The organism is Wenyingzhuangia heitensis (genome assembly GCF_011762155.1).
Taxonomy (GTDB): Bacteria; Bacteroidota; Bacteroidia; order Flavobacteriales; family Flavobacteriaceae; genus Wenyingzhuangia; species Wenyingzhuangia heitensis.
On the sequence record NZ_JAASQL010000001.1, the window covers coordinates 722272 to 745154 of the forward strand.

At 30.0% G+C, this 22883-nt stretch carries 25 protein-coding genes; 14 read left to right on the plus strand and 11 right to left on the minus strand.

Annotated elements, in window-relative coordinates; all coding sequences use genetic code 11:
- Positions 1-23 precede the first annotated feature (23 nt).
- From argH to FHR24_RS03100, 10 genes are all read left to right on the plus strand, one after another.
- Positions 24-1304 (plus strand): argininosuccinate lyase, encoded by a 1281-nt coding sequence (gene argH, locus FHR24_RS03055; protein ID WP_167183692.1) that lies wholly within the window; start codon positions 24-26, stop codon positions 1302-1304.
- 187 nt (positions 1305-1491) lie between these two features.
- Positions 1492-2526 carry a helix-turn-helix domain-containing protein gene (locus FHR24_RS03060; protein ID WP_167183694.1) on the plus strand — a complete coding sequence of 345 codons (1035 nt, stop codon included), beginning with the start codon at positions 1492-1494 and terminating at the stop codon, positions 2524-2526.
- 80 nt (positions 2527-2606) lie between these two features.
- Positions 2607-3932, plus strand: a complete 1326-nt coding sequence (locus FHR24_RS03065) for a sensor histidine kinase (protein ID WP_167183697.1) — start codon at positions 2607-2609, stop codon at positions 3930-3932.
- Positions 3929-4570 (plus strand): response regulator, encoded by a 642-nt coding sequence (locus FHR24_RS03070; protein WP_167183700.1) that lies wholly within the window; start codon positions 3929-3931, stop codon positions 4568-4570. The genes FHR24_RS03065 and FHR24_RS03070 overlap by 4 nt, the downstream gene beginning before the upstream one ends.
- A 142-nt stretch (positions 4571-4712) precedes the next feature.
- Positions 4713-5462 carry a hypothetical protein gene (locus tag FHR24_RS03075; protein ID WP_167183703.1) on the plus strand — a complete coding sequence of 250 codons (750 nt, stop codon included), beginning with the start codon at positions 4713-4715 and terminating at the stop codon, positions 5460-5462.
- A 13-nt stretch (positions 5463-5475) separates the two neighbouring features.
- The gene (locus FHR24_RS03080) at positions 5476-5922 is read left to right on the plus strand and encodes a hypothetical protein (RefSeq protein WP_167183706.1); all 447 of its coding nucleotides are present in this window, start codon (positions 5476-5478) and stop codon (positions 5920-5922) included.
- Between the two features lie 6 nt (positions 5923-5928).
- Positions 5929-6735, plus strand: a complete 807-nt coding sequence (locus FHR24_RS03085; RefSeq protein WP_167183709.1) for a hypothetical protein — start codon at positions 5929-5931, stop codon at positions 6733-6735.
- A gap of 18 nt (positions 6736-6753) precedes the next feature.
- Complete coding sequence (locus FHR24_RS03090) at positions 6754-7809, plus strand: hypothetical protein (RefSeq protein ID WP_167183712.1); 1056 nt, start codon at positions 6754-6756, stop codon at positions 7807-7809.
- 21 nt (positions 7810-7830) lie between these two features.
- A complete protein-coding gene (locus tag FHR24_RS03095) occupies positions 7831-7989 on the plus strand; it encodes an AraC family transcriptional regulator (RefSeq protein WP_167183715.1) in 159 nt (52 codons plus the stop codon).
- A 101-nt stretch (positions 7990-8090) separates the two neighbouring features.
- On the plus strand, positions 8091-9470 hold the full coding sequence (locus tag FHR24_RS03100; protein ID WP_167183718.1) for an NHL repeat-containing protein: 1380 nt from the start codon (positions 8091-8093) through the stop codon (positions 9468-9470).
- A gap of 138 nt (positions 9471-9608) precedes the next feature.
- Here FHR24_RS03100 and FHR24_RS03105 read toward each other — a convergent pair whose 3' ends face one another.
- From FHR24_RS03105 to FHR24_RS03115, 3 genes are all read right to left on the minus strand, one after another.
- Positions 9609-9818 carry a CDGSH iron-sulfur domain-containing protein gene (locus FHR24_RS03105; RefSeq protein WP_167183720.1) on the minus strand — a complete coding sequence of 70 codons (210 nt, stop codon included), beginning with the start codon at positions 9816-9818 and terminating at the stop codon, positions 9609-9611.
- Positions 9819-9880: 62 nt separating this feature from the next.
- Positions 9881-10102: a CDGSH iron-sulfur domain-containing protein gene (locus tag FHR24_RS03110; protein ID WP_167183723.1), complete on the minus strand. Its 222-nt coding sequence runs from the start codon at positions 10100-10102 to the stop codon at positions 9881-9883.
- Entirely contained in the window at positions 10102-11100 is a 999-nt protein-coding gene (locus FHR24_RS03115) for a Gfo/Idh/MocA family protein (RefSeq protein WP_167183726.1), read from the minus strand. The genes FHR24_RS03110 and FHR24_RS03115 overlap by 1 nt, the downstream gene beginning before the upstream one ends.
- A 144-nt stretch (positions 11101-11244) precedes the next feature.
- On the opposite strand from FHR24_RS03115, the gene FHR24_RS03120 reads away from it, so the two are divergent.
- The 4 genes from FHR24_RS03120 (at position 11245) to FHR24_RS03135 (ending at position 14716) form a co-directional block, all read left to right on the plus strand.
- Entirely contained in the window at positions 11245-11796 is a 552-nt protein-coding gene (locus FHR24_RS03120) for a YbhB/YbcL family Raf kinase inhibitor-like protein (RefSeq protein ID WP_167183729.1), read from the plus strand.
- A gap of 131 nt (positions 11797-11927) precedes the next feature.
- Positions 11928-12731: a sce7726 family protein gene (locus FHR24_RS03125; protein ID WP_208412275.1), complete on the plus strand. Its 804-nt coding sequence runs from the start codon at positions 11928-11930 to the stop codon at positions 12729-12731.
- Positions 12713-13660 carry a sce7725 family protein gene (locus FHR24_RS03130; protein WP_167183735.1) on the plus strand — a complete coding sequence of 316 codons (948 nt, stop codon included), beginning with the start codon at positions 12713-12715 and terminating at the stop codon, positions 13658-13660. The genes FHR24_RS03125 and FHR24_RS03130 overlap by 19 nt, the downstream gene beginning before the upstream one ends.
- A 3-nt stretch (positions 13661-13663) precedes the next feature.
- Positions 13664-14716, plus strand: a complete 1053-nt coding sequence (locus FHR24_RS03135; protein WP_167183738.1) for an RES domain-containing protein — start codon at positions 13664-13666, stop codon at positions 14714-14716.
- 65 nt (positions 14717-14781) lie between these two features.
- Here FHR24_RS03135 and lpdA read toward each other — a convergent pair whose 3' ends face one another.
- The 8 genes from lpdA to FHR24_RS03175 form a co-directional block, all read right to left on the minus strand.
- Positions 14782-16185, minus strand: coding sequence for a dihydrolipoyl dehydrogenase (lpdA, locus tag FHR24_RS03140; RefSeq protein WP_167183741.1), 1404 nt, complete (start codon positions 16183-16185; stop codon positions 14782-14784).
- A 109-nt stretch (positions 16186-16294) separates the two neighbouring features.
- Positions 16295-16765, minus strand: coding sequence for a CPBP family intramembrane glutamic endopeptidase (locus FHR24_RS03145; RefSeq protein ID WP_167183744.1), 471 nt, complete (start codon positions 16763-16765; stop codon positions 16295-16297).
- Between the two features lie 184 nt (positions 16766-16949).
- A complete protein-coding gene (locus FHR24_RS03150) occupies positions 16950-17378 on the minus strand; it encodes a DUF6146 family protein (RefSeq protein ID WP_167183747.1) in 429 nt (142 codons plus the stop codon).
- A gap of 71 nt (positions 17379-17449) precedes the next feature.
- Positions 17450-18226, minus strand: a complete 777-nt coding sequence (locus FHR24_RS03155; RefSeq protein WP_167183750.1) for a DUF2490 domain-containing protein — start codon at positions 18224-18226, stop codon at positions 17450-17452.
- Between the two features lie 5 nt (positions 18227-18231).
- Positions 18232-18675, minus strand: a complete 444-nt coding sequence (locus tag FHR24_RS03160; protein ID WP_167183753.1) for a PepSY-like domain-containing protein — start codon at positions 18673-18675, stop codon at positions 18232-18234.
- A gap of 65 nt (positions 18676-18740) precedes the next feature.
- On the minus strand, positions 18741-20027 hold the full coding sequence (porY, locus tag FHR24_RS03165; protein ID WP_167183756.1) for a PorY family sensor histidine kinase: 1287 nt from the start codon (positions 20025-20027) through the stop codon (positions 18741-18743).
- Positions 20014-20700 carry a response regulator transcription factor gene (locus FHR24_RS03170; RefSeq protein ID WP_167183759.1) on the minus strand — a complete coding sequence of 229 codons (687 nt, stop codon included), beginning with the start codon at positions 20698-20700 and terminating at the stop codon, positions 20014-20016. The genes porY and FHR24_RS03170 overlap by 14 nt, the downstream gene beginning before the upstream one ends.
- Positions 20701-20836: 136 nt before the next feature.
- Positions 20837-22882 carry a M3 family metallopeptidase gene (locus FHR24_RS03175; protein ID WP_167183762.1) on the minus strand — a complete coding sequence of 682 codons (2046 nt, stop codon included), beginning with the start codon at positions 22880-22882 and terminating at the stop codon, positions 20837-20839.
- Position 22883: the final 1 nt, after the last annotated feature.

The window sequence follows — 22883 nt, forward strand, 5'->3', positions numbered from 1 at the left end:
GCCATCACATAAAAACAACCATTATGAAACTTTGGGACAAAGGGTATGCAACCGACAAAAAGATTGACATTTTTACGGTAGGAAATGATAGAGAATTAGATTTACAATTGGCTAAGTACGATGTACTTGGAAACATTGCACAATCTAGAATGTTAAACTCTATTGGTACCATTACAGATACTGAGTTAGAAGGTTTGGTAGCCGAGTTAAACAATATTTTAAAAACGGTTGAAGATGGTACTTTTACTATTGAGGACTCTTTTGAAGATGTACATTCTAAGGTAGAGTGGTTGTTAACAGAAAAGTTAGGAGATGCTGGTAAAAAAATTCACACAGCACGTTCTCGTAACGATCAGGTTTTATTAGATGTGCATTTGTATTCTAAAGATGCTATTTTGGAATTAAAAGATTGGGCTAAAAAGTTGTTTGATTTGTTAATTGAATTGGCAGAGAAATATAAAAATCATTTATTACCTGGATATACACATTTACAAGTAGCCATGCCATCATCTTTTGGAATGTGGTTTTCTGCCTATGCAGAAAGTTTGATAGATGATGTATACTTTTTGGATGCTGCATATAAAGTGGCAGATCAAAATCCGTTGGGTTCTGCAGCAGGTTACGGCTCTTCTTTTCCTATTGATAGAGAAATGACAACTAAAGAATTAGGATTTGATACTTTAAAAGTAAATTCTGTAGCCGCACAAATGGGACGTGGTAAATTAGAAAAATCTATTTCTTTTGCCATTGCAAGTTTGTCTGCAACTTTGGCAAAAATGAGTATGGATATTTGTTTGTACATGTCTCAGAACTTTGGTTTTGTAACCTTTCCGGATGAATTAACGACAGGTTCTAGTATTATGCCACACAAAAAAAATCCAGATGTTTTTGAATTGATTCGTGGAAAATGTAACAAGTTACAAGCATTACCTTATGAATTAACATTGATTACAAATAATTTACCTAGTGGATATCATAGAGATTTACAGTTGGTAAAAGAAGGATTGATTCCGTCTGTATCTACTTTAAAATCTTGTTTAGATATGATGGTTTTCTCTTTAGAAAATATCATCATTACAGAAAATATTGTAGAGGATGATAAGTACAAATACATATTTAGTGTAGAAGAAGTAAACGCATTGGTACAAGCAGGAACTCCGTTTAGAGATGCTTATAAAATTGTAGGAGCTAAAATTCAGAATGGTGAGTTTAAACCAAATTTAAATGTAAATCATACACATATTGGTTCTGTAGGAAACCTTAGATTAGATTTAATTAAAGAAAAAATGGAGGCTAATTATTAGTCTATCTCATAATTGTTAAAAGCCACCTGTCGAAAGGTGGCTTTTTTATTTACTAAAAAATAATATTTTAGTATTTGCTAACAAACTTACTAGAGCAATGCTTTATTTAAATATTATAGTTTTTCTACAGGTCTTGTTCTTTTTTGGAATTTTATTTTTTAAAAATTCTAATTATTTAAACAAGATTTTGGCCGCAATTATTTTAATACCTGGCTTAAATTTTTTGTCTAATGCCTTAAATATAATTGGAGTATTGCCAACTAATTGCTTTGGTGTTTTATTTTTTACAACTCTTACTACTGCTTTGTTTTTTGCACCGTTGGTTTTTTATTACATACACTTAATGTGTGCCAAAACGTTAAAAAAGTGGTTTTTTCTATTTGGAATTACGGCCTGTATAGTACTTTATAATATATATCTTTCTGTTGATTTTTTTATGTTAAGCAATACAGAAAAAGACATCTATATAGAAGGATTAAAAAACGAAAACTTTCCGATAGGAGTTATAGTTTCTAATTTGATGTTTATACTTATGCAACAAATATATTTTACCGTTGCAGCTGTAAAAGTCTATAGGTTTAGGAGAGAATTAAAAAACGTTTTTTCTTATAAAAGCAATGTGAAAATAGAATTTACCCAAAAACTAATTGTTGTTATTTGGCTGTTAAATTTAGCGACATTAGTTCTATATGCAACTATTCCAATGCATATTGTAGAGTTTGTGGTATTACCATTTGTTTTATTTTTTATCAATAGCTTTTTAGTGTATTATGCTTTTCAAAATCAAGTGATTTTTGAAGAAAACACGTATACCACTTTTTTAAAAGATATTAAATTGATGAGTAAAGTAGCCAAAATAAAAACTACAGAAACTTCCGTAGAAAATTTAGGAGCTACAATTAAAGAATTTTTAACAACACATAAATCTTATTTACAAAAAGAATATACTGTTTTTGACTTGGCAAAAGACTTAAAAAAACCACAGAGAGTTGTCTCAAATACAATTAATAAAGAGATAGGAAAAAGCTTTTCTGATTTGATTAATGACTATCGTGTAGAAGAATCTAAATTTCTTTTGGTCGAAAAATCAAAAGATTTAACTATAGATGCAATTGCTGAACTTTCGGGATTTAAAAGTAGAGCAACTTTTTATAGAGCTTTTAAAGAAAGAACAAATTTAACACCTGTGCAATATGTAAAGCAGTTTAAATCTGTCTCATAATCCGTTTATGAGATATAAATAACCCTATAAACAAAAGGGGAGTGACCATTGTTAAATACATTTACACACAACTGTGTTTTATGGATTTTACAAAACTTCTTAGTCACCCTAACGAGAATGGAATATTAGAATTTGTACTAGGAATTTTATTTATTTTATCAATCTATCATTTGTTCTTGTTTTTTCAGAACAAAGACAAAGCTTACCTATATTATTCGTTATATACTTTTTTAACCATTTTTGGTTATGTCTGTTTGGCAAAAAACAATGTCACTGCATTAATAATAGCTCCTGTTAAAAATGAGTTAGCAAAGTTTGATGTCTATTCTAAATTTCTATACAATGCCATGTATTTTGTTTTTGCATTTGAGTTTGTAGGTGTTAGAAAAAAATCAAAAAAGTGGACACAATACATTTTTTATCCGTTAATTTTTATTGTAAGTGTGGGTACTATGGCTCAAATAGTCTCTTTAATAACGGATAACAACATTTATATTTTTAAGACTTTTCACGTCTTTTTTATACCCGCCATATTTGTTCCTACAATTATAGGTTATGTGGCTTTGTTTAAGTTTTCTTTTATAGGTAAGAACTATATAATTTGGGGTTCGTTTATTTTGTTTGTCAGTTCTATGACAGGGGTTTTGTTACATCATGTTTTAGGAGGAGATGAAACCAACGAAATACGATTTACTGTTTTTTATATAGGTTTAATCTTAGAAAACATCTGTTTTTCATTAGCTATTGGTTACAAACATAAATTGGTGTTAGAGCAAAATCAAAAGAGAGAGAAATCGTATTTGCAAAAAATGTTAAATAGTCAAGAGGAAGAAAGAATTCGTATTGCTAAAGAGTTACACGATGGAATTGTTCAAAAAATAGGAACTGTTATTTTATGTATGAGAAATAATGAAGCCGAGATATCTGAAGAAAAAATCAATAAAATAGCATCTGAATTAAGTATTGTAAATCAAGATTTAAGGAATGTTTCGCATAGAATGATGCCTAAAGCATTAACAGATTTAGGATTAAAATCTGCTTTAGAAGATTTGTTAGAGTCTAGTTTAGAGTATACAGGAATGACGTTTGAGTTTACGGAATTTAATATCACAGGAAGGTTTTCTGCCAAAATAGAACATAATTTATATAGAATGTCTCAAGAATTACTTCAGAATATTATCAAACATAGTCAAGCCAAAAGAGTGTCTTTTTTACTCATAAAAAATAAAAAAAATGTATTGTTAAAAGTAGAAGATGATGGAGTTGGTTTTAATGTTTTTAGCTTAAAACATGGTGTAGGTTTAGATAATATAAATACAAGAGCAGCTTTGTTACAGGGAACGGTAGAAGTGGAGTCTGCTAAAAATAAAGGAACTATTATAACTATTAAAATCCCGTTACAATGATAAAAGTGTTAGTAGCAGATGATCATCCTTTAATGGCACAAGGAATTAAAAATAGTCTACACACCGCTACAAATTTACAAGTAGTGGGAGTGGTGGCTAATGGTAAAGAAGCAATTGACTTTATAGAACAAAACAATGTAGATGTTTTATTGTTAGATATTGAAATGCCTAAAATGAACGGAATAGATTGTGCAAAATATATTTTAAAAAATAAATTACCTGCCCAAATTATAATGCTGTCTATGTATCAAGAAAAATCAATTATAAAAATGTTGTTTGAACTTGGTGTACATGGGTATTTGTTAAAAACGTCTACATCATCTGTTCTAATAGATGTAATTACAGAAGTGAGTTGTGGAGAAAGAATATTTGATCAAAATTTATCGAATCAAAAAACTCCAGAATCAGAAGTGTTATACAAAGCAAATCAGAATAAATTAATACTACAAGATCTTTCTAAAAGAGAATTAGAGGTGTTAAAAGAACTGTCCAAAGGGTTGACGAATAAAGAAGTTGGCGAGGTGTTGTTTATCAGCCCAAGAACCGTAGATACCCACAGAACTAATTTAATGAAAAAGTTAAAAGTACATAATGTAGCTGGACTTATTAGGTTTACCTACGAAATGGACTTGCACTAAATTACGGTAAACACCCTATTTACAATTTTTGTTTTATGTTTTTACTTTGATGAATAAAATGATTTCATCATGAAAAATATAAACTCTAAGGATCAAGAAATTATTATTTCAGGTCAAATTCTAGGAGTATAAAATTATAGCTATGATAAATAATTCTTGTACAAAACTAACCTTGCTACTGTTCTTATGTATTTCTTCATTAAAAACAAATGCACAATTGTCTAATTCTTTTTATGATGACAATTCAGTATGGCAGGTTTCTGCAATTTATGCCAAAGCAGAAAACACTTGGAGTGATAAAACTTATGATAGGTATGTGGCCATGTATTCTGCGGATTTATCATTTTATAAGTCAAATTTTAAAGCAGGAGGTTTTCAAAGAAGTTATCGCACTAAATTAAGCGATTTTGTGCCACAATTAATATCTCCACTGTTTAAAGAAAGTAGAGATCAATTGTTTAATAAATCCGGATTACCCGTGCTAACCAGTTTAATGGGCTGGTACAATTTTGGTTGGGCTGTCGTATCCAAAGATCATGTACAGTTTTCGGTAGGTGGCCATTTAGGAGGATATACACATGGTATTGAACTAGAGTCTCAAGATGAAAACAACATAGGTGATAGTTACCCTTTTTTATCTGGTGGTCCAGCGGTATTTTTAGACATAAACCTACTTTTTGGTTTAGAATTACATTATGAAGGGGCTTATGCTTTCTCATATATGTTAGATCCTGATAAAACTGTTCCCGATGGAGAAACTCCTACTTTTTTAAATCAAAATTTACAGTTGAGAAAAAATAGATGGTTTTTGTCTTTTGAATTGGTTAACGGATTGGTAGAAATAGGAAATAGTATTCAGCGTTCACAAATAGGAATAGGTGTTGGCTTTTAAAAATTTAATAAAAATGAAATACATTTTAAGAATAAGTTTAGTGTTCATATTAGGATTATCGTCATGTATTATGGAGCATGACAATGAACCAGAGTGCGGCGATAAAAACGGTAGAATTAGAGATGAATGTGCTAAAGTATCTAGTGATATAGATTCGTATAAAACAGATAGTGAGACTTATGAAACCATAAAATTAGTCTTCGTTTTAGGAACTGGAACCTATGATTTACTGCTAACAGATACAGATGAGTTAATTAAAAAGAACATTTATAAATCTAATGCTACATTAAGGTTTAGTGGTTTTGAATCTCAAACAAGTTTAACTATTTATATTTCAAAGGTAGATAGAACTAATGGACGAGTTATTTCAGGGAATTTTGAATTTAAGGGTACTTATGCAGAAAATTTTCAATCTACTCCAATAGAAATAAACGGAGAGTTTAATAATGTAAATTTTTAAAAATAAATGATAAAACTACACATTCAATTTTTATTGATCATAACTTTTCTTACTACAAATATATATTCACAAAGGGTTAATTATAAAGTAACGGCTGATGATCCAGATATTATATCTGAACGCTATATAAATGTTGATTTAGTTCCTTTAAGTATGAATTTTGACATTACAGAATTTTCTGTAGCATTAGGAGCTAGTGGATTTTGGAAACTTACAGACCAAATTAAAGCAGAAGGTTTGTTTAATGTTAATGTATTAAATCTTAACGGTAGTGGAGGTGTAAATACTGAGTTAGGTGTTTTTTACAGTTTAAAAAAAACTTATATAAAAGAGGATCTTGATATACTTTTAAAAAGTCGTTTAGTAAGTGGGGGTAGGGTAGAAAACACACTTTTAAATGTTAAAGGGACCTATAGGAATGAATATGGGGCAAGAGGTGGATTGTATCAAAAATCAGCAGGTTTTCTTATTGAAGATGGAGATATAGAATCAAACTATAGTTTGTTTGGAACTTACATTGGTTTTCAAAAAATTAAACAAGTTTTTGTGGAGATTGAGACTGATGGAAGAAAATATTCAAACAGTGGTAGAACAAGATATTATATAGACTTACTTCTAGTAGGAGGTCGTGTGTCAGACAATGCTTATACAGAAGATATTTCCTCTATTGGTTATAGAGGAGGATTTGAATGGATGCTTAGACCCCAAAAAGAAGGTTGGTTTAAGCAAGTATTTGGTGTAGAAATAGGTAAGAAACCTGTTACAGGTTGGTATATGACAATGAATTATAAAATAACAGTATTTAAAGAATAATATACAAAACGGTAAATTATGAAAAAATTAATAGCAATCCTTTTATTAGCAACCCTAAGCATTAATGCTCAAGATATAGGGAAAGTAAAAATTAAAAAAGAAAAATTTGGAACCTTCGGTCTACGTAATTTCAAAAAAGCTCCTAAACGTTTATTTATCAACTCTTTTAATGTTGGGGTAGAAATATTTAGAGAAAATTATGCTTTTAAAAGAAAAGGTAATTTTTTAAAAACAGGAAATGCAGAAGCAAATGCAGCTGTTGGAATTACAGGTCTTATAAAAGAAGATTTTCAAAGAGAAATAGACAGAGTTTATCAAGATTTTATACAAGATTTTAAAGACAAAGGCATAGAAATAATTACCGCTGAAGAAGTTAAAGGGCTAAAGTTTTTTGAAGGGTATGAATCTGCCAAAGGTCCTTATATCATCAATTCTAGTACGCCAGGAATATTAACAGGTTGCCCTACAGGACACACACAGTTTTACCAAGCTAAAAAAAGTGGTAAGGTTAAAAAAAGTTTTATGGGAGAAGGGTTTAAAAATCCTAAATTATCTGATGAATTAGAGGATGCTTTGGTATTAGATGTAAATCTTTATTTAATGTTTGCTTCAGCAAAAAGTAAAAAGGGAATTGTTTCTGCAAAATCTGAAATCTTAATAAACCCTAGGTTGGCAGATTCTGAAATGATTGTAAATAAGAAAAAGAAAACAAAATTAGGGATATTTGGTAGTGTAGGTTTTAAAGGAGCTGCTAAAACTTACCAGCTGGCCACAAATTATACCATAGGATCTGGAAAAAAAGGATTGTATTTTGAGGCTCAATATCAAAGTGTTCTTGATGAATCTATAGAAATAAATGGAATTTTAAAGAAACAAACCTTTAAAGCCAAAGCTTACCAAGATGTACAAATAGGAGAAAGAAATAGTTTTTTAGATGAATTAAAGGATGTTTCAGTGAAAAATGCAATTTGGTTAAATGTTGATAGCAAAAAATATGTAGAAGGAATGTATAACGCTTGTCATGCTTTTTTATCTGAAAATAACAAAGTTCTATTTGATAAAATGGAATTATAGTGTTTGGTTTTATGTGTTTTTTTGAAAAAAGAACATAGTAATGCAAAACACAAAGAATTAACCATAGATGCCATTTCTAAATTGTCTGGTTTTAAAAGCAGAACTACTTTTTATAGCGTATTTAAAAACAAGACAAATAAAACCGATGCAGTATATAAAAGGCTTCAAGATGTCTCATGAGCTGTTTATGAGATAAGTTAAGTGCTAATATAAATATAGAACAACTTTTAGCTCAATAGTTTTGTAAGTGAAATTATTGTTATAATTAAAACCTCAATAAAATGTTAAAATCAATCAAATTACTAAGTTTATTTTTACTCTTAATCTTATCCTCTTGTAGTAAAGAAGATTCAGCAATGGAAAGCGAATCACTTACTGATGCTCAAGAAGAGTTTATCGCTTTATTAAAAACAAATTACCCTACTCAGATAGTGAATTTTAATACAGATACCGCATTAATAGGTGGTCCTTTTGTAGAAAATCAAAAATTAACACTTACATTTTCTAGTTCAGGAATGTTGTTTATAGATACTGATCCTGATAAAAACGATGGAGATGAAATAGAACTACCTAGTTTTGATATTGATGGTAAGGAGTATGTATGGAAAGATACCTCAAGTGATTTGTCATACAGACTGTCTTTAAAAACAGATAATACTATTAATGAAGTGAATGTTTTTAAAACATCAAATAATAATTTTTATGCATCATTAAAAGAGGTTGTTAAAATAGATGAAATTGATATTAAAACGGGGTTAATAGGAGGTTCTATTTTAGATGGAGAATTAAATTTAAGTAAAACCGTATCTACTTTTGTAGGAAAAAAAGGTGTTGTAGGGTACTCAGATGGTATAGGTGAAGAAGCTTCATTTACAAACCCGTTAGGAATTACAACCGATGGAGATAATTTATATGTAGTAGAACAAGCAAAATCTACCACGCAGTTAAACTTTAACATAAGAAAAATAAATATAGAAACTAAAGAGGTAACTACACTTGTAACAATAGGGGGGGTACTGCCATCAACAACAGGTATTACAAATGATGGAACTTATATTTATATTGCTTCAAATAAATCAGTGACTAAAATAAAAATTTTAGATGGTACAGTAACTACCTTAGCTACTTTTGATGAATTTGTAAAAGGAGTAACTTTTTACAATAAAAAATTATACGTTACTAAAGAGGAAACCAGTACAATTTATGAAATGGATGCTAGTACAGGAACTTTTACAAAACATACTGTTATTGGTATTTCTACAAGATTAAATGGAATTACTACTGATGGTAATTTTTTATACGTTGCAAGTTCTGCTTCGGATTCCGTATATAAAATTGATATGACAACATATTCGGCAGTAACTCTTGGAACAGCTGGGCTTAATGTTGAGGCAGTTGCTACAGATGGTGTATATGTTTATACGGCAAGTCCTAGTTATGGAACTCTCAAGAAAATTAACATTGCAACAGGAGCAACTACACTTCTGTTTAATACTGTTGGATATGTGGATGGACCTTTTGTAGAAGGAAATTTTAGTCAACAAGGTAGTTTTGGTAATCCAACAGGTATTACTTCAGATGGGGAGAATTTATACATTTCAGAAGGAATGAGTCCGATACCAGGTGGAAACAAAAATAATGCGATTCGTAAAATAGAATAACACATAGGTATATAAGAATTCTATTTCTGAGGTTTTTAAACGCAGATATAAAGTAGCTATTTAATAGAGTAGTATATATTATAATGAATAAGAGAAAGAGTTAAAACTCCCAACTTATTTTTAAGTTGGGATTTTTTATTAGTTGGCATGTGAACCGTCACAATAAGGTTTGTTTTGGCTTTTTCCGCAACCACACAAAGCAACATCCCCATCTTTTTCTGCAGTAAAAAGAATTGGTTTTCCTCCACCTTTAGTTGCATGTGCACTATCGCAAAAAGGCATTACTTGTGAATGACCACAGGTACAGTATTTATACGTTTTTCCTTTTTTTAGTTCTATTACAGGCATAAATTTATTTGTTTTAGTTGTTGGTTAAAACTATATAAAAATGCTTTAAGATAGAATCTAAATTAGTGAGACCCGTCACAATAAGGAGCTGTTTTTGTACTGCCACAAGTACATAAAAATGTTTTTTCGTTTTGGGTTACTTTAAATAATAAGGGCTTATAGGTAGTTCCTTTATGAGTTCCATCACAATAAGGTTTGATTTCACTCTGGTTACAGGTACAATAAGCATAAGCTTTGTCTTTTATTAAATAACAAGCTTTGGGTGTGGGGATTGGTTTTTTCATTAGTGATTAATTTCTATCCATTTTTGCTCTTTTCCACTTTTAAATAATTGGTCTATCACAATCATATTATCCAAAGCATCTTGTAAAGATGTAGGAACTTCAGTATTGTTAAGAATGGCCAAAGAAAAAGCATCTCCTTGCAAGGTATATTGATTGCATTTTTTAAAAACAATTTCTTTGTGTTCTGAGGTGTTTGCAATTACAATTTTACTTTCATCATCTTTGGATGGAATAAAAGAATGTGGAATCTCAATCGCTCCTTCTGTTCCAATAATCTCTGCATATTCTCTTTTTAAAAGTTGTGTGGAGCACGTAAATGTAGCTGTTCCTTTAGGGAATTGTAAAATAGCAGAAACTAAATAATCTGTTTTAAGTACAGGATCGTAATTTATATTTGCGAGTACTTTTATAGGTTCTTCTTCAAACAAAAATCTAGAGAGTGAAACACAATAACATCCAACATCTAACAAGCTACCACCACCCACTTCTGGTTTATTTCTAATGTTTGTAGGGTCTACATTGTAATAAGTAAATGTGCTGTGAATATTTTTTAAATCACCAATAGTCCCTTTTTTAATGTGTTCTTTAACAACATTCCAACGCGGATGAAAGCGATACATAAATCCTTCCATCACTTTAAGTTTAGGATATTGTTGCGTTTGCTCTAACAATTGTTTGGCTTGTTTTGCATTTAAGCCGATGGGTTTTTCACACAAAACATGTTTGCCTGCTTTTAAAGCTTTTAAAATCCATTCTACATGCAAGTGATTGGGTAGCGGAATGTATACTGCTTCAATAGTAGGATCGTTTAACAATTCATCATAGCTTCCGTAAGCTGTACCAATGTTTAAGTCTTTGGCTATTTCTATTGCATTTTCAAGATTTCTAGAAGCAATTGCTTTGATTTCGGAATACGTTCCTAATTGCATGGCGGGTATTACTTTTTTAACAGCAATATTAGCGGTGCTTAAAACTCCCCAAGTTATTTTTTTAGACATAATGATGATCTTTTGTATAAATGAAACTAGTATAAAGGTAAAATTAAAAAAACGTTTTGGCAGGATCTACTTGTGATTATAAAACTACATTTTCTGTTTTTTAATGTTGAATTGTTAACTTTAACAAAACTAAAAATGAATCACATGAAAAATAAAAAGTATCAATTAAGTTTACTATTGTTAATGATAGCAAATACCTTATTCGCTCAAAAAACATTTACATTAAGTAGTAAAACAATTGGTGGTCAGGCTACGGTTACACAAGAGTTTAATGGTTTTGGATGCACAGGTAAAAATGAATCACCACAATTGTCTTGGGAAAATGCTCCCGAGGGAACTAAGAGTTTTGCAGTAACCATTTATGATAAAGATGCTCCTACCGGAAGTGGTTGGTGGCACTGGTTAGTATTTGATATTCCTACAGATATAAATGAATTGGTTAGCAATGCTGGAAATGTTTCTTTAAAATTAGCTCCTGAAAATTCCGTGCAAAGTATTACCAATTATGGAGTTTCTGGTTATGGAGGTCCTTGTCCGCCAAAAGGGCACGGATTGCATCAATATGTACTAACTGTTTATGCTTTAAAAACTGAAAAATTAGGACTTAAATCTACGACCAATCCAGCCATAGTTGGTTATAATATAAATGCCAATACCATAGCAAAAGCTAGTTTGGTTATGTATTACGAAAAGTAAAAACCATTAATGATTCTTGAACTTTTAAATTTTTGTAATTTTGTTGAATAATGATTATTGATAAAAATATAGAGTCTTTAAGGAGTTTGTCTCAATTGTTTTCAACTGCCAATTTTAAAAAAATTGTTAGAATGAAAGATTATGAGAATACTTTTTCTAGAATTGAAAAACACGTAAGATTTACTAAACATGTTACTAACCTTGAGTTGTTTGAAGGGGTCTATAATCAATTATTAACATCGTATAGAAATGAATATATATATAAAAATGTCTTAATTAATAAAAAGTTAATTCAGAAATATAGTTTAGAAAACACTATTGTTTTAGATGAATTTAAAATAGGAAATTCGATTGCGGATTTTGTGTTATTAAATGGAAATGCAAGGGTTTTTGAGATTAAAACAGAACTGGATAGTCTTAATAAATTGGAGAAACAGATTAATGATTATTATTCTTTTGCTACAGAGGTTTATATAGTAACAAGTTCTAAGCATATTCAAAAAATAGTTGAAGCTTATAAAGATTCTACTATTGGAATAATAGAATTAACTAAAAGAAATAGTTTAAAGGAAATTAAATCTGCTCAAAACTATTCAAAAGAGTTAGATTATTCGGTAATATTTAAATCTTTAAGAAAAAACGAGTATATTAATGTCTTGAAGGATAACTTCATAAAAATACCTAGTGTGCCAAATACTCTTTTTTTTAAGGAGTGCTATAGACTTTCAAGAAAAATTGATATCATTGATTTTCAAAGATCAGCAATCAAGGTATTAAAAGAAAGAAATATAAAGTGTCCAGAGTTATTAAAAGAAAAAAAAGTACCTGCTTTTTTAAAGCATATTTGTTATTCTTTAAATTTTTCTAAATTAGAATATGAGGAATTAAACTCCTTTCTAAATAAAACAAGTGTAAAATGTATTTCCCGTATTTAAGAGGTAAACAGTTTGAGTTGATAGCATTAAGAGAATTAGCACCGCTAATGTCAATTAATAGCAATAAGATATCACCAATAATTGAACCTGTAAAAGATTCGAGTACACTTAAATCTACACTAAAAAAATTAATCAAGTCACAGGTTAATTTTAACTATATTATAAATCCTAGAGTTGGTAGTTTACAAAACTCTCCTGATACTCCAGAAAGAATACTTAATATATTAAAAGAGCAGTTGGATGGTTACTCTAACTTTCAGTTAGCAGTTATAGTAGATAAACATACTGAACATAACTTATTGGTCATGTTAGATTTTCTTAATAATTTAAATCTTGATTATAAAGGAATTACTTTTATACATACTTCACAAATACAAGAAAGTTCTTTAGAATATTTAAACAAGCAAGTCAATATAAAATACAATGTTATCTATTTTGAAAAAACAAGTAGGAGATATTACAGAGAATTTAACAATGTGACTAGAGTTAGCTTAGATGACTATTTTGAAAAGTTAGATAGAAATTCAGATTATTTAAATACTATAGATGATGATTTTTCTGAAGAGTTTAAATATTATAAAACAGATGGGTTTATTGGATTTAGTGATTTTTTAACAATAGGAGATGTTTATTCTGAATCTGGTTTTTTACCTAGAGCGGTTGTTATTCATTTAACATATAGAGAAAATGATAAAATTAAAATTCGTCATTTTACTTCAGAGTCAAATCAAGACTCTTCAGATATTGGAGGAAAGTTTGCCGAAGCATTAGAAAAGTTAGTAACATGGTGTGAGCAAACTAACATTACAGAAACTCAAGGTATTAAAATATTTAAGGACTTATATAAGGATGGACATTTCCCTGGTTTAGGAAGCATTAAAAAAATATCGACAATTAATCATATTGAATTAATTATTAAGAATATTTAAAAAATGAATTGTTGTGTAAACTGTTTTACAAGTTCTTATTTAACTAACATTATTAAATCTAATAAAGAATTTGGTAATTGTGAGTTTTGTGGTTCTGTAGATGTAAACATATTTTCAACTAAAAGGCTATTGTATTTTTTTAGGAATATTATTAATTTGTATGAGGTTGATAAAGAGTCTAAAGTTTCTTTATGGGATTCAATAAATGAAGATTTTACTGTTTTAGAAGATAATTGTACAACTAACAGTGAGAAATTATTTAAATCAATTGTAATTGATGAGAGTGAAGAGTTTTCTGATTTAATGAGTAATAACGTTTCTTTTCGTTCAAAAAAGGTTTTAGATGTAAAGTCTAGTGAAATTCATACAATTTGGGATAGATTTAAAGAAGAAATAAAATTTAAAAATAGGTTTCATATAAATGAAGAGAACTTAATTAATCTAGAAGAATTAAGAATAATTTTTAAAGGAGAAACATTTAAAAAAACAATTGAAAAAGGAGAAAGTTTTTATAGATGTAGAATTTCAAGCAAAGTTGGATATAAGTGTGGAGAAATGTGGAATCCACCTAGTAAATTTGCTTCAAGTGGTAGAGCAAACCCCAAAGGTATTTCTTACTTATATTTAGGGAGTAATATTGAAACTACTCTGTATGAAACAAGGGCTAGTTTGTATGATTATGTAACCGTAGGAGAGTTTAGGTTAAAAGAAGATGTAAATATTTTAGATTTAAGAACACCAGAATATGATATAATTCCCTGGTCTGAAAACGATTCTTTAGAGTCATTTATTATATATGGGGTTTTTATTAAAACTTTACAAAAAGAAATATCGCTACCTATAAGAAAACAAGATAAAGAATTAGATTATATTCCAACTCAGTATATATCAGAATATATAAAGTCCTTAGGGTTTGATGGAGTAGAATATCAAAGTTCGTTAGATTCTTCTGGATACAATTTAGCTATATTCAATCCACAAAAATTTGAATGTATAAAAACGAATGTTTATGATATCCATAAAATAAGTTTAGATTACAAAGAAGTAAAAAATTAACCCATAAAAAATCCCTCTTGATATTTTTCAAGAGGGATTTTTTTATAAATAAGTGGTGGTAGCTATTATGCGTGTATTGCTCTGTCTCCAGTAGCAGCTAAACAAGCTTCTCTAATAGCTTCTGTATACGTTGGGTGTGCGTGAGACATTCTAGCAACATCTTCTGCAGATGCTCTAAATTCCATCGCAACTACAGCCTCTGCAATCATATCTGCAGCACGAGCACCAATCATGTGTACTCCTAAAATTTCATCAGTAGTAGCATCTGCTAATACCTTAATAACTCCATCAGTATCCATACTTGCTCTTGCTCTACCCAAAGCTCTCATGTTAAAAGAACCCGCTTTGTATGCAATTCCTTCTTCTTTTAATTGTTCTTCTGTTTTACCAACTGCAGCAACTTCTGGCCAAGTATAAACAACACCTGGAATTAAGTTGTAATTAATATGTGGTTTTTCACCTGCAATCAATTCAGCAACCATAGTTCCTTCTTCTTCTGCTTTGTGAGCCAACATGGCACCTTTAACTACATCACCAATAGCATAAATGTTTTCTATGTTGGTTTGTAAATGATCGTTGGTTTCTATTTGTCCTCTTTGAGTTGTTTTAATTCCGATATTATTCAATCCTAATCCTGTTGTAAAAGGAATACGACCTACAGAAATTAAAGAGTAATCTCCTTCAAAAACAACTTCTTCTCCTTTTTTGTTGTCAGCAGTAACTTTAACTCCATCACCGGTATTGGTTACAGAAGTTACTTTATGGCTTACAAAAAATTTAAGTCCTTGTTTTTTTAATGATTTTTGCAATTCTTTAGACAACATTGCATCCATTCCTGGAACAATTTTAGGCATGTATTCTATTACAGAAACTTCTGCACCTAATCGTTTGTAAACTTGTCCTAATTCCAATCCAATAACTCCACCACCAATCACGATTAAGTGTTTAGGTACTTCTTTTAATTTTAAAGCTTCGGTAGAGGTAATCACTCTTTCCTTATCAATATTGATAAAAGGTAAAGAACCAGGTTTAGATCCTGTAGCGATAATGGTTTTTGCAGATTCAATTTTTTCTACAGAACCATCATTTTTATGAATATTAATGTGAGTTGTGTCAAAAAATTCTCCACGACCTTCGTAAACATCAATTTTATTTTTGTCCATTAAAAAATCAATTCCAGAACAGGTTTGAGAAACTACTTCTGCTTTACGAGTAATCATTTGCTCAAAATTTAAAGAGACATTGTCTACACCAATTCCGTGTTTTTCAAAATGAGTTAAGGCATCGTGATAGTGGTGAGACGAATCTAATAAAGCTTTAGAAGGAATACATCCTACGTTTAAACAAGTACCTCCTAAAGTGCTGTACTTTTCTATAATAGCAGTTTTTAATCCTAATTGTGCGCAACGTATAGCTGCTACATATCCTCCGGGTCCAGAACCGATTACGGTTACATCGTACTTGTTCATGAAAATTGTTTTTTCTTGTGTGTAACAAAAGTAAATAAAACCAAGCTAGTGTTTTAGTCAAAAATCATCAAATAACGTTTTTCTGCTTTTTGTTGATTTTTTAAAAATATCAAATAGGAAACCCAATCATTTTACCCATACCCACGGTAAATAACCAAGATCCATAAATAAGATGTTCTACACTTACCCAGAACATAGATTTTGTTTTGTGGTAGGTGTAGGCAAAAATATAACCACCAATAAGCGTGATCAATAATACCAAAGGACTGTTAAACATTAAGTGTGCAATAGAAAATACCAGTGCGTTGGTGATAAAAAAAGTGTGTTTGTTTTTAAATAAAAATCGATAGCGTTTAAAGTAAAAAACTCTGTAAATAAACTCTTGCGGGAGCACTGAAAAAAAGGTGTAAATAAAAATCATTCTAACCCACAAAGTAGTTTGTGTTAGCACGGGTTTAAAAAGTAAATCTGCATCCATATACAAAACATATAAAACGGTAACAAAGGCAACCACTAACAAACGAAGAGTAGCGTTTAACCAAAAGCTTTTAGGTTTGATTTGTTTTCTTTTTTTAAACAAACTTTTTCTGTGTTTGTAACTTAAAAAAATGAGGTAACACAAAATAAAAGGAGCAAAGCTTAACCTAATTTTTAATGGAATGGAGTTGAGTCCTAAAAAAATAGGATAGAAAACAAATAAGAACGAAAATTCTATGATTCTTTTTTGAGTACGACTCGGTTGTTTGTAAGAGGCAATAAGTTTGCTAACCATTAGATAAGTTTTGACGATACTTTTGTTGGAAATAAACAAAGTAATTATACAACAGATAATTTACTTCGTATCCATAATTTATAGTAGAGTCGTAATTAATTTGCATAGTATACAAATCTCTGTAGGAAGCTGATGGATTGGAGGCTTTTATATTCCAATTGGTCACAAAAAGATTGTTTTTAATTTCTAAATAACCTTGAGAATAATAACCTCTTTGTTTGGCATTGCTCAATAACCAAGTATTAAAACCGGGATCTATAATAATAATTTTGTAATCAGCATCTTTGTTAACAATGGCAATGGTATCCGTAACACTAATGTCTTTTTGAGTCTGCTGAGGTTTGTTTTTAAGAGAACTACAGTGGAATGCAGTTACAATGAGAATTAGAAAAACAGAAATTTTTAAACAGTGAGATTTCATAAAAAATCATTTTACTTAAAAATACAAAAAAAGAGCTGTTTGATCTAACCAGACAAACAGCTCTTAATTTTTTAGATATGAAATAGATTGTTAAGCGTAATATCAATAGCTAAATAATGAGTGTCTTTAGAAAATTGTGTTCCTAATAAATTATTCATATAACCTATATTAAAGGTGGTTTTTTGTTTGGGGAATAACATCGAATAATATAAAGAAAATCTACTTTCGTGATATTCTAACGAACTCCATTTTTCAGTTTTACTTGTCGCAAATAACAATTCTGTAGTAAAAATTATCTTTTGTCTAGCGCTTAAAGATTTACTAAGCTTTCCTGCAATCCTAGATCTAAATTGAAATGATTCATGATAGGGAGTAAAATCACTATTATAAAACCAACGAAATTCAGGTCTATAGGTCAAAGAAAAATCTAATTGACGGATTTTTGTTAAATAAGAAAAACGTGCGTAAGTCCTTATTTCTTGCCTAGACAAAGATTTATCTCTATCATAAGGAGCAGTTAAATGGTAAAAATTTTGCCATCTATAACTCAAAGCTCCAGAATATTTCCAATGTTCTTTAAAATGATGACTAATTTCCTGATTTACAACATAAAGAGCACTTTTGTTAAAAGGGTTCGTGTCATCAATAGTACTAGAGGAACTGTGACCAATGTAAGTGGTTGAAGATGCTGTTTTACTCTTGTTTAGGTTTTGTTTAAGTCCCAATGCAAACCAACTAACGGTATTTACATCTTTACCCAAACCTGGAGGTGTAATTTGAGAAAAACAAGTTAGGTTTAAACAAAACAGAAAAAGAACGGTGGTTGTTTTAAAATTAAAATATTTCATTGTTTTTAATTTCTATTTTTACTTAAAATTTCTCCGTTTTGATCGATGACAATTTCCCAGTTATCTTTTAAAAGAGCGTTTACATCCATTTTGTAATGCGTTTTATTGTAGGCAACAACACGCTCTACATCGTTTATGTAATAACCTTTAAAATCAATATTGATTTTGTTCTGAATTTTTTCAGGCAATTCTTTTTTAGAAATATCTTCTTTGTGTTTTACAATTTCCCCAGTGGCACTATACCATATTTCATGGTCTTTATTCCAATTAGTTTCAAATTCTACTTCGTAATTGGTTCCTTTTCTTTCCCATTCTACATCCCTAGCTTTAGGATATTTAAGATTAAAATTGTTTAAAATAACAGAAGGAATTTCGCTAGTGAATAGATCTTGAGCTTGTGTAAAACCAAATGTTAATAGCGTTGTGGCAATTAATACTGAATGTTTCATTTTGTGTATGATTTTTAAATTATACAACAAAGAAATAACTGAATTATGGAAAGAATTGGGAATTGTTAACGAATGGTAAAGTTTATGTTAAAACAATGTGAGTTTTTTTTAAAAGAATAAACAATTGAAAAACCATATAAATCTGAAATTGCCTTTACAATAGCCAATCCTAAGCCAGAACCATCTGTTTTGTTAGTAGATTTATGAAAGCGATTAAAAATTTGATTAGCATCTAAAGATTTGTTTATACCTGTATTTTTTATGGTAAAAGAATTGGTGTCAATAAAGATTTCAATAGAGCCATTATTGGTATTATGAATAATAGCATTTTTAATTAAATTAGAAACAACAATATTGGCCAAAGCAATGTCTATTTCTATAGATAATTGAGCCGTTTCTTTACAAGAAATAGAAATGTTTTTATACGAAGAAAAATCCTGTAAATGCTCTAAAATGTCATGTGTAGTTTTGTTTATATTAACGACTTTGTTGTTAAAAAAATGTTTGTTGTCTATTTTAGACAATAGCAATAAAGATTTATTTAGTTGAACAAGTTTTTGGATGGTTTTAAAAACATCAGAAACCGTATTTGCTTGCTCTTTGTTAAGTTGTTCATCTTCTAACAGCAACTCTAATTTGTTGGTGGTAATAGCCAAGGGAGTCTGCAGCTCATGTGAGGCATTTCCTATAAATTGTTTTTGTTGTTCAAAAACTGCTAAATTTTGTTCAAGTAACGTATTTACAGCTTTTTGCAAATCCATAAACTCCTTTGTTTCTGTTGTTATTTTGGGGAGTTTTTGGGTGTTTCCTAATTTGTAAATTTTTAACTGATTTAAAAAACTATAAAAAGGATGCCATAATTTTTTAAGCATAATATTGTTAATTAATATAATACTTAAAACCAAAAATAAATAGAGTACCACAATGTCATACAGTAATTCTTTAATTAAATCGTCTTCTTCTACCATAGAGTTGGCAACGTTTAACAAATAGTAATTGTGGTCAATTTTAAAGGCAGTTGTTAGCATTCTAACAGGTTCAGACTCGGGTACTTCATCATCAAAATCTTGCATGTACAATAACGTGTCTTTGTACTGGTCTTTAATTGTAAAAGCTTCTTTTTTGTTTATTTTATGAATGGTGAAAAAACTTTCATCAAAGTAAGTTTTTGTTAAGATAGTAGGATCTTTTTTAGCATTCTGAATGATGATTCTTTTGTAGTTTTCTAAGCCTTCATCAATACTTTTTTTTATCTCTTGCAACATGTTTAAATAAAAAACAACTGCCCATAATGTAATAATAATAAGTATAGAGCCAGAAAGGTATTTAAGAGATTGATTAAGAAGCTTCATTTTCTACTATTTTATACCCTACTCCATAAACAGCTTCAAATTTTATTTGAGCATTAGATTCTTGTAGTTTTTTTCGGATGTTTTTTATTTGATAATAAATAAAATCAAAATTATCTGCTTGGTCTATATGGTCTCCCCACACGTGTTCTGCCAATGCTGTTTTGGTGATTAATCTGTTTTTATTAAGGTAAAAATAAGTAAGAATATCAAATTCCTTTCTGTTTAAAGGGATGTTTTTATCATCAACAGTAAGCAACCTTTCATCTAGATCTAATTGTGTGTTGCAAAACTGAAGAATGTTTTTCCCGTCTAAATTATTTCTGCGAAGTACAACTTTAATACGGGCATTTAATTCTGCCAAATGAAAAGGCTTTGTTAAATAATCATCGGCTCCTAATTCTAATCCTGTTAGCTTGTCTTCTAAAGAATCTTTTGCTGATATGATAATTACATGTTTGCCTTTTCCTGCTTTTTTTAATTGAGATAAAATATCTAATCCACTTCCGTTAGGCAACATAATGTCTAACAAAATACAATCGTAATTGTAGACAAATACCTTGTCTATAGCCGTATTGTAATCTGATGCAGTTTCTACCAAAAACTGTTCTTTTTCTAAAGAATTCTTAATGTTTTCTAGCAATTCAGGTTCGTCTTCAATAATTAAAATTTTCATGCTTTAAAGTTGATGTTGAAATCTGGAAAGAAATGGGAATTAGTTTATAAACTGTGAATTTAACTATTTTTAAAGTAAAAGAGCTGTTTGATCTAACCAGACAAACAGCTCTTTTAAATTTATACAAATGAATTTTTTACAACAATCCAGCTCTTTTTAGCAAAGCATCTGGTTTAGGTTCGTGACCTCTAAATTTTTTGTACAAGTCCATTGGGTTTTGTGTTCCTCCTTGGCTTAATACAAAGTCTTTAAATTTTGTAGCGGTATCTCTGTTAAAAATTCCAGTTTCTTTAAAATATTCAAAAGCATCTGCATCTAAAACTTCTGCCCATTTGTAAGAATAATATCCTGCTGAATACCCTCCTTGAAAAATGTGAGAAAATGCGGTGCTCATACAGTTTTCTGGAACATCAGGGTATAATTGTGTGCTTTTAAATGCTTCTGATTCAAATTCTTTTACACTTGTTATTACGTTGTCGCTGTCAAAACTATTCGGACTTAGTCCGTGCCATGCCATGTCTAAGATTCCAAAGCTTACTTGTCTAAAAGTTTGCAAACCTTCTAAGAAGTTAGAAGCCTTTTTAATTTTTAAAATTAATTCATTAGGAATTACTTTTCCTGTTTTGTAATGTTTGGCAAATAACTCTAAAGCTTCTTGTTCAAAACACCAGTTTTCCATTACCTGGCTAGGTAATTCTACAAAATCCCAAGAAACAGAAGTTCCCGATAAAGAAGGGTATGTCGTGTTGGCTAACATTCCGTGCAAGGCATGTCCAAACTCATGAAACAAAGTAGTAACCTCATTAAAAGTTAACAAGCTAGGCTTTGTTTCTGTAGGTTTGGTAAAGTTACAAACAATAGAAATGTGTGGTCTAGAATTTTGGTCGTCTAAAATCCACTGACTCTTGTATCCTGTTTTCCAAGCTCCATTTCTTTTTCCAGGTCTAGGATGAAAATCTGCATAATAAACGGCTATAAACTCTCCGTTTTCGTTGGTTACTTCGTAGGTTTTAACATCCTTATGATATTTTTCTATGTTGTTTACCTCTTTAAATAGCAATCCGTATAAGCGTTTTGCAATTTCAAAAGAGCCGTTGATAACATTTTCTAATTGAAAATAAGGTTTTAAAATTTCTTCGTCAAAATCAAATAATTCTTGTTTTAGTTTTTCGCTATAGTAAGAACCATCCCATTTTTGAAGTAAGTCAATTCCGTCTTTTTTTGCAAATTCGCTTAGTTGATTAAATTGCTCCGTTGCTTTAGGTTTTGCTTTTTGTAACATGTTCTCTAAAAATGATGTTACTTTTTCTGCGGACTCTGCCATACGCTCCTCTAGAACAAAATGAGCATGACTGTTATAACCTAATAATTGAGCTCTTTTAGCACGCAATTCAACTATTTTTAAAACAATTTTTTCGTTGTTGTATTTGTTGTCTTGAAATCCTTTTTTACCTGCTGCAATGGCTATTTTTTTTCTAAGTTCTCTATTATCTGCATAGGTAATAAAAGGAATATAACTAGGGAAATCTAAGGTGAAAACCCAACCTTCTTTGTTTTTTTCTTTTGCCGTTTGTGCGGCATCTTCTATAGTGCCTTCTGGCAATCCGCTTAAATCTTGCTCATTAGTAATGTGCAATTCAAAATTTTGAGTTTCTGCCAATACATTTTCTCCAAAAGTTAACGATAATTGAGAAAGTTCAGTATCTATAGCTCTTAATTTTTCTTTGTCAGCATCATTTAAATTGGCACCGTTTCTAGAAAATCCTTTGTATTTTTTTTCTAACAACATCAACTCTTCTGGCGTTAAGTCTAAAGATTTACGTTGGTTGTAAACCTCTTTTACACGATTAAATAGCGCTGTATTTAAACTAACATCGTTAGAAAAAGCGGTTAGAATAGGGGAAACCTTTTGTGCAATTTTTTGCATTTCATCATTGGTTTCTGCCGAATTTAAGTTGAAGAAAATAGAAGAAATTCTACTTAATTTTGCTCCCGAAAAATCTAAGGCTTTAATAGTGTTGTTAAAAGTAGGAGCATCGTTGTTGTTGGTAATATCATCAATCTCTTGTTTTGCTTCTTTAATACCTTGTTCAAAAGCAGGTAAATAATGTTCGTTTTTTATTTGCTCAAACGGAGCAGTTCCGTAAGGTGTGTTAAATTTTTGTAAAAGTGGGTTGGTCATA

Excerpts from the sequence above, each read along its gene's own strand:
- argH (WP_167183692.1), top strand. The coding sequence starts at position 24 with ATGAAACTTTGGGACAAAGGGTATGCAACCGACAAAAAGATTGACATT.
- FHR24_RS03065 (WP_167183697.1), top strand. The coding sequence starts at position 2,607 with ATGGATTTTACAAAACTTCTTAGTCACCCTAACGAGAATGGAATATTA.
- FHR24_RS03070 (WP_167183700.1), top strand. The coding sequence starts at position 3,929 with ATGATAAAAGTGTTAGTAGCAGATGATCATCCTTTAATGGCACAAGGA.
- FHR24_RS03075 (WP_167183703.1), top strand. The coding sequence starts at position 4,713 with ATGATAAATAATTCTTGTACAAAACTAACCTTGCTACTGTTCTTATGT.
- FHR24_RS03080 (WP_167183706.1), top strand. The coding sequence starts at position 5,476 with ATGAAATACATTTTAAGAATAAGTTTAGTGTTCATATTAGGATTATCG.
- FHR24_RS03085 (WP_167183709.1), top strand. The coding sequence starts at position 5,929 with ATGATAAAACTACACATTCAATTTTTATTGATCATAACTTTTCTTACT.
- FHR24_RS03090 (WP_167183712.1), top strand. The coding sequence starts at position 6,754 with ATGAAAAAATTAATAGCAATCCTTTTATTAGCAACCCTAAGCATTAAT.
- FHR24_RS03100 (WP_167183718.1), top strand. The coding sequence starts at position 8,091 with ATGTTAAAATCAATCAAATTACTAAGTTTATTTTTACTCTTAATCTTA.
- FHR24_RS03105 (WP_167183720.1), bottom strand. The coding sequence starts at position 9,818 with ATGCCTGTAATAGAACTAAAAAAAGGAAAAACGTATAAATACTGTACC.
- FHR24_RS03110 (WP_167183723.1), bottom strand. The coding sequence starts at position 10,102 with ATGAAAAAACCAATCCCCACACCCAAAGCTTGTTATTTAATAAAAGAC.
- FHR24_RS03115 (WP_167183726.1), bottom strand. The coding sequence starts at position 11,100 with ATGTCTAAAAAAATAACTTGGGGAGTTTTAAGCACCGCTAATATTGCT.
- FHR24_RS03120 (WP_167183729.1), top strand. The coding sequence starts at position 11,245 with ATGAAAAATAAAAAGTATCAATTAAGTTTACTATTGTTAATGATAGCA.
- FHR24_RS03125 (WP_208412275.1), top strand. The coding sequence starts at position 11,928 with ATGAAAGATTATGAGAATACTTTTTCTAGAATTGAAAAACACGTAAGA.
- FHR24_RS03130 (WP_167183735.1), top strand. The coding sequence starts at position 12,713 with ATGTATTTCCCGTATTTAAGAGGTAAACAGTTTGAGTTGATAGCATTA.
- FHR24_RS03135 (WP_167183738.1), top strand. The coding sequence starts at position 13,664 with ATGAATTGTTGTGTAAACTGTTTTACAAGTTCTTATTTAACTAACATT.
- lpdA (WP_167183741.1), bottom strand. The coding sequence starts at position 16,185 with ATGAACAAGTACGATGTAACCGTAATCGGTTCTGGACCCGGAGGATAT.
- FHR24_RS03150 (WP_167183747.1), bottom strand. The coding sequence starts at position 17,378 with ATGAAATCTCACTGTTTAAAAATTTCTGTTTTTCTAATTCTCATTGTA.
- FHR24_RS03155 (WP_167183750.1), bottom strand. The coding sequence starts at position 18,226 with ATGAAATATTTTAATTTTAAAACAACCACCGTTCTTTTTCTGTTTTGT.
- FHR24_RS03160 (WP_167183753.1), bottom strand. The coding sequence starts at position 18,675 with ATGAAACATTCAGTATTAATTGCCACAACGCTATTAACATTTGGTTTT.
- porY (WP_167183756.1), bottom strand. The coding sequence starts at position 20,027 with ATGAAGCTTCTTAATCAATCTCTTAAATACCTTTCTGGCTCTATACTT.
- FHR24_RS03170 (WP_167183759.1), bottom strand. The coding sequence starts at position 20,700 with ATGAAAATTTTAATTATTGAAGACGAACCTGAATTGCTAGAAAACATT.
- FHR24_RS03175 (WP_167183762.1), bottom strand. The coding sequence starts at position 22,882 with ATGACCAACCCACTTTTACAAAAATTTAACACACCTTACGGAACTGCT.